This is a genomic window from Acinetobacter sp. ESBL14, assembly GCF_036668815.1.
Taxonomy (GTDB): Bacteria; Pseudomonadota; Gammaproteobacteria; order Pseudomonadales; family Moraxellaceae; genus Acinetobacter; species Acinetobacter gyllenbergii.
On sequence record NZ_JAZEVS010000001.1, the window covers coordinates 291,870 to 305,483 of the forward strand.

The window sequence follows — 13,614 nt, forward strand, 5'->3', positions numbered from 1 at the left end:
TAAATGAATCACCATTATTTTTACAAAGATAAAAATTGTATTTAGGATCACGTTTAAAATGAAAAAACTCTATTTTTTAATCTCTTTTATTTTATGTTTATTTTTAGCAGCGTGCAGTAAAAAACAGAGTGATGTGGCTGCAGAGGCTGCCGATAGTAATGCTCAAGTGGCTGTAGATGAGAAACTGGGTACCAAATGGGGCGATGAGATTAGCTCTCATGTGACCGAGGTGAATTTAAGCCGTTTAACCGAGCAACCGATTGCTGAATCACAAGTCCGTTATGCCAATAAACAATACCAAGGCAAGACCGTAAACAGTATTTCTTTGGCAGCAGGGAAAATTAGTTTTTCTATTGTTGATGATCTTGATCAAGCATTTGCTTTATCTCGGGATGGTGAAAACTATTATCTCTCGGCAAAAGATGGTCAAAGCTATCAATTAAAATATGAAAACCATACCGACAATACCTATGAAATCGTCGCAAGTGTTGATGGAATTGATGTTTTAAATGGTAGGGCAGCTTCCCGAAATAATGCTGGTTATGTGCTCTATCCACATCGTAAGCTTACAATAGATGGTTTCCGTAAGAGTGACTCTGCTGTTGCTTCTTTTACTTTTAGTAAGCCTGAGGATGCTTATGCGGCAAATTCGGATCATGGCTCAATTCAGAATACGGGTATTATTGGAACAGCGATTTATCAAGTTGAATCATTGAAATCCGCTGATGCAGCCGCAGAAGAAAAGCCGTCTAAATATGCTCCTTCACCAAAGGCTTTTCCAGCTGATAAGAATGAATAATGGATGAAAACATCCCTTTCAGATTCATTATCTTGAAGGGGTGTTCCTACTTAAAGAAATAAGAATTTCTATAAGACGTTTAAAATCATATAGATTTTGATCAGCCAATAATCAATGAATAGAAGGCAATCTAGTCTCTGCTATTTAAAATGTAGGTATATAAATGAATATCGCAAAATGCATATTGACTGTTTTAATTGTCGTTATATGTGCTTCTAGTAAAGCAACCCCAACCCCTGAAATTGAAAAAGCGGTTATTTCAGAGCATAAAACATATCAAGATTTTAAAGAAACCTTTATGTTTTTAATTGCAAAATTAGCTGAAGAGGGAGGTGCTAGCTCGCAAGAAGATGAAGTCATGGAAGTACATTGGGCCTGTGTACATCAGAACCAAATTGTTAAGATGTTTAATAATAATCAAAAATATAGAAAACAGTTTGATCAGGAGTTTGCCAAAGAATATACAACATTTGATGATACTTTAAAGGGCTTTCAAAAGTCTGTGCTCGAAACCCAATCTGTTTGTGCTGAGATGAAAGCAGCCTACGACAAAATTTAAATTTCGAATTGGGATGGGTTAACTTCTAATTCATCTCTTAAATCACTTCGAACTTGCTCAAATGGTGATACCTGAAGTTTTAAAAGGCTTGGTGCATATTGTATTTTTAAAGTCATTCATTTTATGGCAACCATTTATTCTATGTATTTTAATGTGTCGATGAAGTTTTTAAAATCATGAAGATTTTGATCGGCTATTGCTGAGGAAATTGTTGGATTGGGGTGAAAGAAAATGCTTTTCATCCCAACAGCTTTCGCACCTTGTATGTCTGCCAGTTCATTATCTCCGACAAAGATACAATCTTGTGGGCAAACACCAAGCTGCTGACAAGATAATAGAAAAATTGCGGGATCTGGTTTTCTCAGTCCGACTGCCTCGGAAATAATGATGCTCGAAAAGAATTCAGTCAAACCTAACGCATAAAAATTATGTTCTTGAAAGGGTGTTCTGCCATTAGAGATTAATCCAATTAAATAGCCTTGTTGTTTTAATTGGATGATGGCGTTTTCTACATGTTCAAAGCAGCATGAAAATTTATTAAAATCATTGATATAACTGGTTAAAAGAATTTCTTTAGAATGATGTTGAATTGAAAATTCCTGAATCAGATTCCCATAAACACGATCTTTCCAAACTTTGCCATTATCATCTAATTCAAGAAAGCGTTGGATAAATCGCTCTCTATCATTGGCAGCAAGCAATTGAAAGAAATTAATCTGCCACGTGAGGAATTTGATTAATGATGCCGTCCGATCAAGTAAGGTTTGATCGAGGTCGAAAATAACCGCTTTTTTCTGATTCATGTGAGTTAAGAATAGTGATTATTTAATCATCATAATGCTTTAACCGACAATTTCAATCCGACTCGAACCTGACCCAATCGGTTGTACTTGAATTTGTACAGGAATACGCTCATGCATTTCCTGAATGTGTGAAATTAACACCACTTTACGACCCTGACTTTGCAGCTGATCTAAGGCATTCATCACCATATGTAAAGAAGAGGCATCCAGCGTCCCAAAGCCTTCATCAATAAACAGTGATTCGATTTTCATAGAACCTGAAGCCATATTGGCAATTGCCAAGGAAATCGCAAGGGCAGTCAGGAAAGACTCACCACCAGACAGTGAAGCCACTGAACGGGTTTCTCCATCCATATCATGGTCAATAATGGCAAGACTGAGGGAGTTCTCTAAACGCTTTAAGGTATAACGCTGTGACAACATACTGAGTTGTTGATTGGCATATTCAAGCAGAATATCCAAATTATATTGCTGGGCCAAATCACGGAAATCTTTACCTTTAGAATCACCAATCAAACTGGAAATTTTATTCCAGCGATGTTCCTGTTGCTGAATCTGCTGGATTTGATCTGCAAATTGTTTTTGCTTGGCAACATTTTGTTGATGGAGTTCCAATTTTAGTTTGAACTGATCGCGTTGTTCAGCTTGCTGCTGTAAGTTCTCATGATTGAGATGGATGTGTTCAAGCAGCTGAGTCTGTTCAATTGGCGGCTGTTGTTGCTGATGAGCATCTAATTGCTGTTGCAGTGTTTTGAGTGCGGAGGCTGCTTCATTGAGTGAGCGCTCTGCATTGTGTAGTGATGTTCGAATCTGCTGTTCTTGCTCAGCACGAATGGCAAGTAAATCTGCGAATAGATGTTCTTCAAACTCAGGATGCTGGCTGAGCCATGCTCGAGTTTCGGTTTTGGATTGGGCAAGGCTAGCTTGCTGCTGCTGTTGTTGAGCCTTGAGCTGTTGCAGTTCATTTTTTTGCTGTTCAAAGCTTTGACGAGCCTGTTCAAAAGCTTGCTTGATCTGCTGATATTGATTTTGGAGTTGCTGACGCTGTTGATCATGCTGATTTAACCATTCATTGGCTTTAAGTTCGGTTAAACCTGTCATCGCCACAATCAATTGATGTGCTGACTCGGTATTGTGTTTGCCTTTAATCTCGATGTCTTTGAGTTGTTGGTTAAACTCGGTATGTTGAGTCAGTAAACCAACTAAATTGGACTTTAATAAATTCAGTTGCTGTTCGAGTTGGTCTTGTTGTTTGTTGAGTGTTTCAGCTTGTTCAAGGCGTTGGGCACGTTGTTGTAAACGCTGCGCGAGCTGTTGTGCGTAGGCTAAGGTTTGTTGCTGCCATAGGTTTTGTTCATCGCTACTCAGGCAATCTATAATATGCTGAATCTGTTGTTGTGACTGCTGTACGCTTTCCAGTTGATAGCGGATATTTTGAATGGTTTGGTTCAGGTGATAGTGGTCTTTATTGGCCTGATGCAATTGCTGTAACTCAAGTTCGATCTGCTGTTTGAACTGGGTTGTCTCATTGATGCATTGCTGTTGAGCTTTAGCCATTTCCACATGCGGCTGAGTTAAATCTAAGGGGACGTCGAACTGTGCTGCATGTTTGACTAACTCCTGATGTTGCATTTTGAATTTATCATCCGCTTGTTGCATGGCAGATTGCAATTGCGTCAGTTCGGTACGAATCTGGGTAAATTGCTGCTGTGTGTTTTGCCAAAGTTGAAAGCAGTGTTGCTCTTGTTGAATGGCCTGTTGCTCTTGCTGTTGTTGAAGTTCATACAAGGCTTTAGAGAGCTGACTGGCATCATCACGGTAGGGGTGTTCGGTGCTGCCACAGACCAGACATGCTTCGCCGTGTTTGAGTTCAGCACGTAGATGTTCAATATTTTCAGCATGTAATAAGCGCTGTTGTTGCAACATTTGCTGCAATTTTTCCCGTTCAGTTTTGGCAGACTGGAATTCACCTTGGCTGGTTTGTAGTTGTTGTTCAAGCTGCTGGTGTTGTAGCTGTGTGCTACTGAGCTGAGGACTTAGTTCATCACGTTCTTTTTTAAGTTCAAAATAATGCTGCAATTTTTGTTGAATGATATCCAGTTGATTTAGTTGAGCCTGTTGTTGCTCTCTGAGTTTTTGTTTCTGCTCAATTTGGTTTTCAATCTGTTGTGGTGTGCCAAATTTTTGAATGAGCTCATTCAACACGATCTGATCTTGTTCAAGCTTGGACTGAGCCTGTTGAATCGAACCTAAATTCTGTTCGACTTTTTGGTATTGCTGAATAAATTGCTTGAGTTGCTGCAGATGTGCATTCAAGCCTTTATCTAAAGCGGAGAATTGTGCGCTCTGTTGCAGCTGTTCAGAGCAACTTTGTTGTTGTATAGATAGGCTGTGGCGACTTTGTTCAAATTGCTGCTGTTGCTCAAGCAATGGTTGCTGTTGCGCTTCGTTTTGGTTTAAGCGGACTTTGGTTTTCTTATATTCATCAGCAATATATTCACGTTCCTGTACATATTTACGCACTTGAGTGAGTTCATGCTGATGGTTTTGTTCAAAGCTTTGAAATTGCTGTAAGGCTGTTTCAGCTTGGGTATAAGCCGTTTTTTCTTGCTCAAATTGGGTGCTTACAGCGCTAAAGTGCTGCTGCTTGTATTGAATCTGCGGTTCAAGCTGTTGCAGTGCTTTTTCCAGTTGTTGCTGTTGGAACACAACAGGACGAATGCCTGAAAAGGTTTCGAGTTGGCTGAGTCGACTGCGATCTGCTGCTAAAGCCTGATGTGCTTGAATTTGAATGTCATGCTGTTGTTGTTTCAGTGTGATTTCAGTTTGAAGTTTCTGTCGCTGCTCAAACCATTGTTGCTGTTGATTGAGCTGAACTTTGTCGGCTTCCAACTGCTGAACCTGTTGCTGTACCTGCTGGAATTGAGCCTGTAATTCGGCAATTTCTTCATCTGAACGAATTTCAATATGACCGAGCACATTTTCGAGTTGCTTGCGCTGGTTACTGATTTCACGGGTCTTTTCAAAAGCCAGTTGTCCAATTTTGGCAAAAATACTGGAGTTGGTCAGATATTCGAGTAATTCACCACGTTCATTATCGCGTGCCTTTAAAAATGCGGTCACTTCGGACTGCGCCAACAGTACCGCACGAGTAAATTGCTCAAAACTCAGTTGGGTAATTTGTTGAATATGCGCTTCAACCGCTTTGGTTTTATCTGCAATCACCACGCCATCGGTCAGACATTTGAGTGAACGTTGTACACTTTGTAGTTTGCCACTGGCATTTTCACGGGCACGTTTAATTTCCCAACGTGCGAGGTAATGTTTCTGGTCTTGCGCCACAAAACACAGCTCGGCAAAACCATGGCCTGTGCCGCGACGTAAAACCGTTAAGGGGGAGTTGGTCAGCAGTTCTGAACCATCGACATCTAACAGCTTACCGTCACTTTCTTTGAGGCGTGGAATTTTATTAAATAAGGCCAGACACATGGCATCTAAAATGGTGGATTTACCTGCGCCGGTTTTTCCGACAATGGCAATCAGTCCCGCACTGGCCAAAGGCTCAGTTTCAAAATCAATAAAATGCTCATCTGCCAGAGATGCCAAATTTTTCAGTCGAATTGATAAAATTTTCATGGCAGGTCCTTAAACAGTCTGATCATCTTCAAGTTGCTTTTGTGCTTCTGCGACCAAACTCATAAAGTCTTGAGTGACTTCATCATCGGCGTGATAGCCTTTTTTCTCCCAAATTTGCTGAAATAGTTTTTCGGGTGTCGGTGGTTCTAAACTAATACTTTGCTTGCGCTCTGCATTGCTTTCATTGGAGAGATATTGTCTGGAAATGCGCACCAGTCGATAACGATCTTTGGGCAGGGCATCTTCAAATTGTTGTCGTAAATTGGGTTGTGGGGGCGTCGTGGTGTGATATTCGATATCGACATATTCACGGTGCTCCAGATTTTCGATCGGTTCATTTGGTAGATTGCGCAGACGTTGCATGACTACACTGAGTTCATCTTTAATTTTATGCAGTTGAATACTTCGGGGTATTGGCAACGTTTCAAAGCTAAACGCATCTTCATTTTTTTTAGGATCAATGCTGACTTCAACCACTTGATGTTTATAGTTGATTTCACTAAATGACAGTGGAATTGGTGAACCGCTATAACGAATATGTGGATGCTGTACCTTTTGTGGTTTATGTAAATGACCCAGCGCCACATAATCAATGCTGTCATCGAACAGGGCTGTAGACAGTGCCTCTTCATTGCCAATGATAATCGGCCGCTCTGAATCGGAAGTTTCACCACCTTGCATATGTGCATGTGACATTAGAATTAAGGCTTGATCATCAGTTTTACGGCGTTTGGCTTCTTCGATTAACTGTTGGTGTAAATAAGCAATCGCATTTTGACTGTTGGTGGTGTGTTCATTAAAGCCTGTAATTTCGGCTGATCGTAAGAATGGCAGGGCAATACACCACGCCACAATCTGTTTTTGTTGATCATAAATCGGCAAAATTAAACGTTCTAAATCGAGGCTTTTATCTTGATTCCAACGAATCACACCAACGGTTTTGGCATTGTATTTTTCTAATAATGGCTCTACTTGTTCAATCCGATAACCTGAGTCGTGATTGCCTGCAATCATCAAGGTTTGCATCTGTGGGGCAAGCTCATGTGCATCGGCAAGGAATTGATACAGTTGTTTTTGTGCCTGTGAGCTGGGGTTGATCACATCAAAAATATCGCCTGCAATCAATAAGGCATGCGGTTGTTTTGCTTTGATTTGCTCAAGTAACCATGCCAGAAATTGTTCATGTTCGTAGTGGCGGGAATGATTATAAAAAAACTGCCCCAAATGCCAGTCAGACGTATGAAAAAAACGCACAGTCATAAATGAATCTAAAAATAAAAATAAACCAGAATAAGGTAGCACGTATTCAGAGGGAAGGGAGAGTCTTACTCAGCAGAAAAGCACTACAAGATGCCGCTTGATCATTTTTAAGCGATGCTCTAGTTTGATCTCAATGCCATTATTTTAACAATGAGGAATATAAAATGAGCTTAGGTCAAGTAAGCCGCGAAATTATTGATCACATCATGTTGATTGGCTTGGATCGAGTCGCAAAGCGTAATGCCTTTGATAGTCATATGATTCAGGATTTATCCCTTGCTTTAACCGAATATGAAAACAATGCTGAATTACGCTGTGCTGTGATATTTGCGCATGGTGATCATTTTACTGCGGGTTTAGATTTGGTTGAATTACAGTCTAAAATTTCACAAGGCATTTTTAATTTTGCAGCGGATCAAGTGAATCCGTGGGGAACAGGCGGTCGACATCGGACTAAACCGGTGGTGGTGGCTGTACAAGGGATCTGCTATACCGCTGGGGTAGAGTTAATGCTGAATGCCGATGTGGTGATTGCCAGCGAAAATACAGTATTTGGTCAGTTGGAAGTATTACGCGGCATCATGCCATTTGGTGGTGCAACAGTGCGCTTTGTACAAGCTGCTGGTTGGCAAAAAGCCATGCCTTATTTATTGACGGGGAAGACTTTTAATAGCAAAACGGCATATGAGCTGAATCTCGTCTCGGAGGTGGTGGCGTCAGGGCAGCAACTTGAACGTGCCTTGGAAATTGCCAAAGAGATTTGTAGTGCCGCACCGTTGGCAGTGCAAGCTTTATTGGCATCTGCAACTGATGCAGTCGTGGAAGGGCAAACAGTTGCATTTGAAAAAATGAACAATTATTTAATGCCGCTGTTTGTATCTGAAGATGCTCAAGAAGGCGTTCGAGCCATGGTGGAAAAACGTCCACCGCAGTTTAAGGGGCGGTAATCATTTAAATTTAACTTGAATTTAGCAAGTTACTGCGCCTGTTCATCGATTTCACAAATCCCAAAGGTATTATGATCGAGGTCGATGAAATAGCCTTGCCAGCAGCGGTTCGGTATCGCAAATTTTTCCATGGCGATAATCCCACCTAAACTTAAAATTTTAGCTGCCGTTTCATCGAAATTTGCCACCTCTATACTACAGGTAAAGGCATTGGTTCCACATCCTGTTGCTGGGGTTGCTACAGGACGCTGTAATAAACCGCCATGAATTCCAGTGGTTGCGATACGATGATATTCAATCGGTAGGCCTTCTACTTTTTCAAATTGCCAGCCAAATACGGATTGATAAAAGTGAATGTCACGTTGTGGATCTGATGACTGAATTTCAAAATAAATAATGTTGTTCATTCAATCTGCCCTTAATTTTTATAGTCTTAGGATTATTCTAAAGAGATATGGAATTGGAAGATGAGAGATTTATGTAAGCAGGTGCGCATTTTGCGGTTTGATCATAAAATCGCATTGAATACATTTGAGTAAAGTATAAGAGGTTAATCCTGCATTGATGAAGATTATTAAATTAGCGAATCATCCTGAATTGCGAGAACAGGCTGCAATCTGGTTTTCAGATAAATGGGAGATTCCTGTTGAGGCCTATCGAGACAGTATACAAAGCTCGATTGAACAGCCAGAAGGAATTCCGCAATGGTATGTGATTCTGAATGAACAACAGCACATTATTGCTGGCACTGGGGTGATCGATAATGACTTCCATGAGCGCAAAGATCTCAGTCCAAACCTATGTGCCTTATTTGTAGACGAGGCTTACCGAAAGCGAAATATCGCCAAACAGCTGCTGGATTTTGCCCGAGTAGAAATGAAAACATTAGGCTTTGAAAAGCTTTATCTGGTGACTGACCTAGATGATTTTTACGAAAAGTGTGGCTGGACATTTTTAACCACGGTGACAGAAGATGAGGGTGGACTGATGAAAATGTATGTAGCCAATACCTGATCAACCCCAAATTGCAGGCAAATAAAAACCGACGATTCGAGTGATGATAAATCGTCGGTCAAAATCTTTTTCAATGGTTCTGGCTGCTAACACAACCATTGTTAAAGATGGAGAGTCATAATGAAAGGTCACCGAAAACATCGCGGATGCCGTGCAATGTCCAATCGGTTGCTGCGACCTTATACCTTATATAACGACACTGGTTGAGGATTGGTTGACATAAAAATGAAAAAAAAGTGAAAAAAATTTATAATTATTTTCTAAAGCCAGTCTAATTAGGTTTATCTTTATGATTTCATTGCGTTTGTACTATCTCTGGTTTTTTATAATTTGTTTTACTGCAACATTGTTGGCAGGTGTACTGGCCGCTATTTTACCCAATAGTATTGGTGGCGTGTTGACTGCGGTTCCTTATTTAATTGCGATCATTGTTATTTTATTCAAATTTCTCAAGCAACAACGCCGTGCACCGACGCCACAGGAAAGGAAACATTTAAGCATTGGATTTAGTCTGATCTTTTGGGGATACAATGTCTGTGGCTTATTGTTAGGGCTGTTTATTTTTGCACGTAAAGATCCCGAAGTTTGGCAAAACTTCTTGTTATATCTAAAACAACCTGCATTTCTGCTTAGTATTTTAGCAATGTGGTTTGTGATCGCCGTGCCGCTCTTCTTAATTACCTATTGGTTCTATGGGCCGCAAGCACAAAGAATGGCCAATAAAATGTTTAGCTAGTCGAATAAAGTTCACTTGTAATCTACTTTTATTCTGCTAAGACTGAGATATGGAGCTGGATCAATATCAAGCGGGATGAGAGTGGGATGCAAAAACAGACAGTTTTAATCACAGGCGCAAGTGGCTTTATTGGTTCTCATTTGTTGCCTTTTTTATTGGAACGACAATTTCAAATCATTGCACTGACCCGACAGCCGAATTTAGTTTCTCAGCATTCAGACCTACGTTGGGTGAATGATCTTGATCAAATTGAAACGCAACAGATTGATTATGTGATTAATCTGGCGGGTGAAAATATTGGTGCAAAACGCTGGACGGAACAACGTAAACAGCAATTAATACATAGCCGTGTTGAGGTGACAGAGCAACTGTATCAATGGTTGGAACAACGGAAAATTTTTCCGAAATGTATTATTTCTGGTTCTGCGATTGGTTATTACGGTATTGATCCACAAGAACAATGGAAGCTTGTTTGTGATGAAAATACAGCACCGCAAGCGATTTTTATGTCTGAACTTTGCCAGAAGTGGGAGCAAACCGCTTTAAAATTTAGCCAACAAAATACCAAAATCATTCGTTTGGGTGTGGTTTTTGGGCAGGGCGGGATTTTGCCACAAATGCTGTTACCGATTCGATTGAATGCGGTTGCAAAAATTGGTTCGGGACAACAACCTGTGGTGTGGATTCATATCCAAGATGTACTAAATGCTATGGTTTTTCTATTGCAATCCAATCACAGTCAAAAGGTGTATAACCTTGTCGCACCTGAACAAATCAATCAACAACAATTTGCTCAAACGGCTGCCCACATTTTAAAGCGCAAACCTTTTATGCGAATGCCTAAGTGTGTATTTATATCGATGCTTGGCGAGCAAGCGCAGCTTATTTTAAATGGCCAATATGTGGCGCCCAAGGCCTTGCTGGAACAGGGTTTTCAATTTCAATATCCAGATTTAAATGTGGCATTAACTGCAATTTTAGCAAGAAATTAAATCCTGTCGCTTTAAGCGCAGCGGTGAATAAGCATTCGGATCAACCAGTGTCTCTTGCCCTAATATCAGCTGACGCAGCAGACGTGCTGAACCAGCGCCCATGCATAGACCATTGCGGAAATGTCCAAAATTGGTCCAAAGATTTTCCAGTTCAGGCATTGCGCCGATATAGGGAATGCCCTGTGGAGAACTTGGACGTAAACCTGCCCAGCGTTTTACAATTGGAAATTGCGCTAATTCAGGCACCATCTCTAAACAGGCAGTGAGAATATCCTGTTGAGTATGTTCATCTACGGCAGTGCTAAAACCAGTCTCTGCCATACTGGAACCACAGACGATGTGACCATCTTGACGTGGAATTAGATACATTACCTGATTCATACACATGGTCGGTAGCCAGTTTTTAGGGGTCTTAAATAACAGCATTTGTCCTTGTACAGGATGCACGGGGATATTACGTTGGATTTGTTGCTGCCATTGCTGGCTCCATGCCCCAGATGTAATCACGACATAATCTGCGCTAAATTTCTGACCATCTTCGGTTTCAATCCCTAGAACTTTTTTATTTTGAATCATTAATTTTTCAACAGGGCAGTGTTCAAAAAAACGTACTGCAGGGTGTTGTTTTAAGTAGCAAATTAATGATTGTAATAAACGTGGATTACGAACATTCGAGAGTTGTGGGAAATAGATGGCTTGTTGGAATTTCTGGGAAATATAGGGATTAATCTTTTCGAGTTTGGGGCGATTGAGCAGTTCGCATTGCTGCATCGGTTCTTGGTAGCGAGTAGCATAATTCAAGCCAACTTCAAAATCGTCCTGATCAAAAATCAGCATGCCCGTATCGTGGATTTGAAAATCAATACCCGTAACAGGCAGCAGTTTTTCATTCCATGTTTGGTAGAGTGCCTTGCCATATTGGGCCAGCTGATTGACTTCGGGCGCATAACGCCAAGGATACATGGGTGAGAGAATACCTCCACCCGCCCATGAGGCAGCTTGACCTGCAAGCTGTTGGTCAAAAATATCGACAGAGCAGCCTTGTTCAGCAAGTTCCAATGCTGACATTAAGCCACTAATACCCGCACCAATGATGGCAATATGCATAATAAAGTTAAGCCAAGTTAAAGATTCCCCTCTTTATCAAAGAGGGGTTAGGGGAGATTTTATTTCATCTCTTTTAATTTACGTGCTGCATCTTCTGCAAAATAGGTCCAGATCCCATCTGCACCTGCACGACGGCAACACATCAATGATTCTAGAATCACGCTATCAGAGAGCCAACCGTTTTGAATCGCACCTGCAAGCATGGCGTATTCACCACTCACTTGATAGATAAAGGTTGGGACACCGAAGGTATCTTTAACTTCACGAACTACATCCAGATAAGGCATACCTGGTTTAACAATCACCATATCCGCACCTTCTTGCAGATCCAGCGCAATTTCATGCAGGGCTTCAGCACGGTTGCCAATATCCATCTGGTAATTGTATTTATTGCCACCTTTCAGGTTACTGGCAGAACCCACCGCATCACGGAAAGGTCCGTAGAAGCTTGAGGCATATTTGGCTGAATAGGCCATGATGTTGGTGTAGATAAAATCGTTTTGCTCTAATGCTTGACGAATCGCACCGATACGACCATCCATCATGTCACTTGGTGCAATTACATCGGCACCAGCGGCAGCATGACTGAGTGCTTGTTTCACTAAGCATTCAACGGTTTCATCATTCAGTACATAACCCGTATCATCAATAATACCGTCTTGACCATGTGTGGTATAAGGGTCCAATGCACCATCGGTAATCAGAACCATTTCTGGCAATTCTTTTTTAAGTAGGCGACAGGTCGTTTGAACCAAGCCATTGTCGTCCCAAGCAGCTTCTGCGGTTAAGCTTTTATCTTGTTGTGGGGTGACAGGGAATAAGGCAAGTTTTGAAACCCCGAGTTCAAGCAAGGTTTCTGCTTTTTTTAGTAATAAATCAGCCGACAAACGTTGCACATTGGGCATGCTTGGAATGTCTTGGGTTTGTTGTTGTCCTGGTAGTACAAACACTGGATAAATCAAGTGATCTGCCGTTAAATGAGTTTCGCTGACCATGGCACGAAGTTGGTCATTTTTACGGATACGGCGCATGCGAGTCGCAGGAAAAGCTGGACGATTGAACGTATAAGTCATAACAATCTCGATGTTCAGTATTACACTATAGGAATAATTGAGGTATTAAGTCACGCTAGGGAGAGCTTAGCGCTGTTGCCCAATTACAGAACCCCGCTATTGTAGCCCCATATTTTTAGATTTGTGCAAAATAATGGAAAGTTATTCTTTCCATTGAGTGTAGGCCGCGTATGAATGATGTAAAGAGAAACTGGACTGGGAATATTCAGCTAGGTGCCAAGGCAGACCACCAAGTGGTGTTGAAACAGCTGTGCAAGGCATTCAATGCCTGTCCATTTTTTAACTACAGTGGCATGGTCATGCGAGTGGTCGATGATCAAATTGAAGCCTATGTTGAGATGCAGCCAGAACTGGTGGGGAATGTGGCATTTCAGATTTTACATGGTGGCGTTGCTGCCACGATTCTGGACAGTATTGGTGGGGTGGTTGCGATGGAGCAGCTTTATCGCCGTGCTACCCCAGAAGATTTACCTGATACTATCAAAAAAGTATCGCGTTTAGCGACGGTGGATATGCGGGTCGATTATCTGGCACCTGGGCGGGGAAAATTCTTTATTGCCCGTGCGGAAACCTTACGTCTAGGTCGTAAAGGATGCACCATGCGTATGACCATGGTCAATGATGAAGAGAAAGCGATTGCAACCGCAATTGCGTCTTATGCCTATTAATTTAGATGGCACAAGCTCAA

The 13,614-nt window shown here is 41.3% G+C and carries 13 protein-coding genes; 7 read left to right on the top strand and 6 right to left on the bottom strand.

Annotated elements, in window-relative coordinates:
• The first annotated feature begins 58 nt into the window (after positions 1 to 58).
• Positions 59 to 799, top strand: coding sequence for a hypothetical protein (locus V6E90_RS01475; RefSeq protein ID WP_332604286.1), 741 nt, complete (start codon positions 59 to 61; stop codon positions 797 to 799).
• Between the two features lie 163 nt (positions 800 to 962).
• Positions 963 to 1,358: a hypothetical protein gene (locus V6E90_RS01480; protein WP_332604287.1), complete on the top strand. Its 396-nt coding sequence runs from the start codon at positions 963 to 965 to the stop codon at positions 1,356 to 1,358.
• A gap of 134 nt (positions 1,359 to 1,492) precedes the next feature.
• Here the strand turns inward: V6E90_RS01480 and V6E90_RS01485 are convergent, their stop codons facing one another.
• From V6E90_RS01485 to V6E90_RS01495, 3 genes are read right to left on the bottom strand one after another with little or no spacing between them, the layout of a single operon-like run.
• The gene (locus V6E90_RS01485) at positions 1,493 to 2,161 is read right to left on the bottom strand and encodes an HAD family hydrolase (RefSeq protein WP_332604288.1); all 669 of its coding nucleotides are present in this window, start codon (positions 2,159 to 2,161) and stop codon (positions 1,493 to 1,495) included.
• Between the two features lie 39 nt (positions 2,162 to 2,200).
• Positions 2,201 to 5,797, bottom strand: coding sequence for an AAA family ATPase (locus V6E90_RS01490; RefSeq protein WP_332604289.1), 3,597 nt, complete (start codon positions 5,795 to 5,797; stop codon positions 2,201 to 2,203).
• Positions 5,798 to 5,806: 9 nt separating this feature from the next.
• The gene (locus V6E90_RS01495) at positions 5,807 to 7,057 is read right to left on the bottom strand and encodes an exonuclease SbcCD subunit D (protein ID WP_332604290.1); all 1,251 of its coding nucleotides are present in this window, start codon (positions 7,055 to 7,057) and stop codon (positions 5,807 to 5,809) included.
• A gap of 164 nt (positions 7,058 to 7,221) precedes the next feature.
• Here V6E90_RS01495 and V6E90_RS01500 point away from each other — a divergent pair, with 164 nt between their 5' ends.
• Positions 7,222 to 8,004 (top strand): crotonase/enoyl-CoA hydratase family protein, encoded by a 783-nt coding sequence (locus V6E90_RS01500; RefSeq protein ID WP_332604291.1) that lies wholly within the window; start codon positions 7,222 to 7,224, stop codon positions 8,002 to 8,004.
• A gap of 29 nt (positions 8,005 to 8,033) precedes the next feature.
• On the opposite strand, the gene V6E90_RS01505 is transcribed toward V6E90_RS01500, so the two are convergent.
• Positions 8,034 to 8,411, bottom strand: a complete 378-nt coding sequence (locus tag V6E90_RS01505; RefSeq protein WP_332604292.1) for a VOC family protein — start codon at positions 8,409 to 8,411, stop codon at positions 8,034 to 8,036.
• Between the two features lie 157 nt (positions 8,412 to 8,568).
• Here V6E90_RS01505 and V6E90_RS01510 point away from each other — a divergent pair, with 157 nt between their 5' ends.
• The 3 genes from V6E90_RS01510 to V6E90_RS01520 all read left to right on the top strand — a co-directional run bounded on the left by V6E90_RS01510 (position 8,569) and on the right by V6E90_RS01520 (position 10,746).
• A complete protein-coding gene (locus tag V6E90_RS01510) occupies positions 8,569 to 9,018 on the top strand; it encodes a GNAT family N-acetyltransferase (RefSeq protein WP_332604293.1) in 450 nt (149 codons plus the stop codon).
• Between the two features lie 289 nt (positions 9,019 to 9,307).
• A complete protein-coding gene (locus V6E90_RS01515; protein ID WP_332604294.1) occupies positions 9,308 to 9,754 on the top strand; it encodes an ABZJ_00895 family protein in 447 nt (148 codons plus the stop codon).
• Between the two features lie 86 nt (positions 9,755 to 9,840).
• Positions 9,841 to 10,746 carry a TIGR01777 family oxidoreductase gene (locus V6E90_RS01520; RefSeq protein ID WP_332604295.1) on the top strand — a complete coding sequence of 302 codons (906 nt, stop codon included), beginning with the start codon at positions 9,841 to 9,843 and terminating at the stop codon, positions 10,744 to 10,746.
• Here V6E90_RS01520 and thiO read toward each other — a convergent pair.
• Together thiO and hemB are read right to left on the bottom strand one after the other, a co-directional pair.
• Positions 10,732 to 11,853, bottom strand: coding sequence for a glycine oxidase ThiO (gene thiO, locus V6E90_RS01525; protein ID WP_332604296.1), 1,122 nt, complete (start codon positions 11,851 to 11,853; stop codon positions 10,732 to 10,734). The genes V6E90_RS01520 and thiO overlap by 15 nt on opposite strands.
• A gap of 59 nt (positions 11,854 to 11,912) precedes the next feature.
• Positions 11,913 to 12,926, bottom strand: a complete 1,014-nt coding sequence (hemB, locus tag V6E90_RS01530; protein ID WP_332604297.1) for a porphobilinogen synthase — start codon at positions 12,924 to 12,926, stop codon at positions 11,913 to 11,915.
• Between the two features lie 170 nt (positions 12,927 to 13,096).
• Between hemB and V6E90_RS01535 the strand changes: the two genes are divergently transcribed.
• On the top strand, positions 13,097 to 13,594 hold the full coding sequence (locus V6E90_RS01535; RefSeq protein ID WP_016541939.1) for a thioesterase family protein: 498 nt from the start codon (positions 13,097 to 13,099) through the stop codon (positions 13,592 to 13,594).
• Positions 13,595 to 13,614: the final 20 nt, after the last annotated feature.

Excerpts from the sequence above, each read along its gene's own strand:
- V6E90_RS01480 (WP_332604287.1), top strand. The coding sequence starts at position 963 with ATGAATATCGCAAAATGCATATTGACTGTTTTAATTGTCGTTATATGT.
- hemB (WP_332604297.1), bottom strand. The coding sequence starts at position 12,926 with ATGACTTATACGTTCAATCGTCCAGCTTTTCCTGCGACTCGCATGCGC.
- V6E90_RS01490 (WP_332604289.1), bottom strand. The coding sequence starts at position 5,797 with ATGAAAATTTTATCAATTCGACTGAAAAATTTGGCATCTCTGGCAGAT.
- V6E90_RS01505 (WP_332604292.1), bottom strand. The coding sequence starts at position 8,411 with ATGAACAACATTATTTATTTTGAAATTCAGTCATCAGATCCACAACGT.
- V6E90_RS01520 (WP_332604295.1), top strand. The coding sequence starts at position 9,841 with ATGCAAAAACAGACAGTTTTAATCACAGGCGCAAGTGGCTTTATTGGT.
- V6E90_RS01495 (WP_332604290.1), bottom strand. The coding sequence starts at position 7,057 with ATGACTGTGCGTTTTTTTCATACGTCTGACTGGCATTTGGGGCAGTTT.
- V6E90_RS01475 (WP_332604286.1), top strand. The coding sequence starts at position 59 with ATGAAAAAACTCTATTTTTTAATCTCTTTTATTTTATGTTTATTTTTA.
- thiO (WP_332604296.1), bottom strand. The coding sequence starts at position 11,853 with ATGCATATTGCCATCATTGGTGCGGGTATTAGTGGCTTAATGTCAGCA.
- V6E90_RS01485 (WP_332604288.1), bottom strand. The coding sequence starts at position 2,161 with ATGAATCAGAAAAAAGCGGTTATTTTCGACCTCGATCAAACCTTACTT.
- V6E90_RS01510 (WP_332604293.1), top strand. The coding sequence starts at position 8,569 with ATGAAGATTATTAAATTAGCGAATCATCCTGAATTGCGAGAACAGGCT.
- V6E90_RS01535 (WP_016541939.1), top strand. The coding sequence starts at position 13,097 with ATGAATGATGTAAAGAGAAACTGGACTGGGAATATTCAGCTAGGTGCC.
- V6E90_RS01515 (WP_332604294.1), top strand. The coding sequence starts at position 9,308 with ATGATTTCATTGCGTTTGTACTATCTCTGGTTTTTTATAATTTGTTTT.
- V6E90_RS01500 (WP_332604291.1), top strand. The coding sequence starts at position 7,222 with ATGAGCTTAGGTCAAGTAAGCCGCGAAATTATTGATCACATCATGTTG.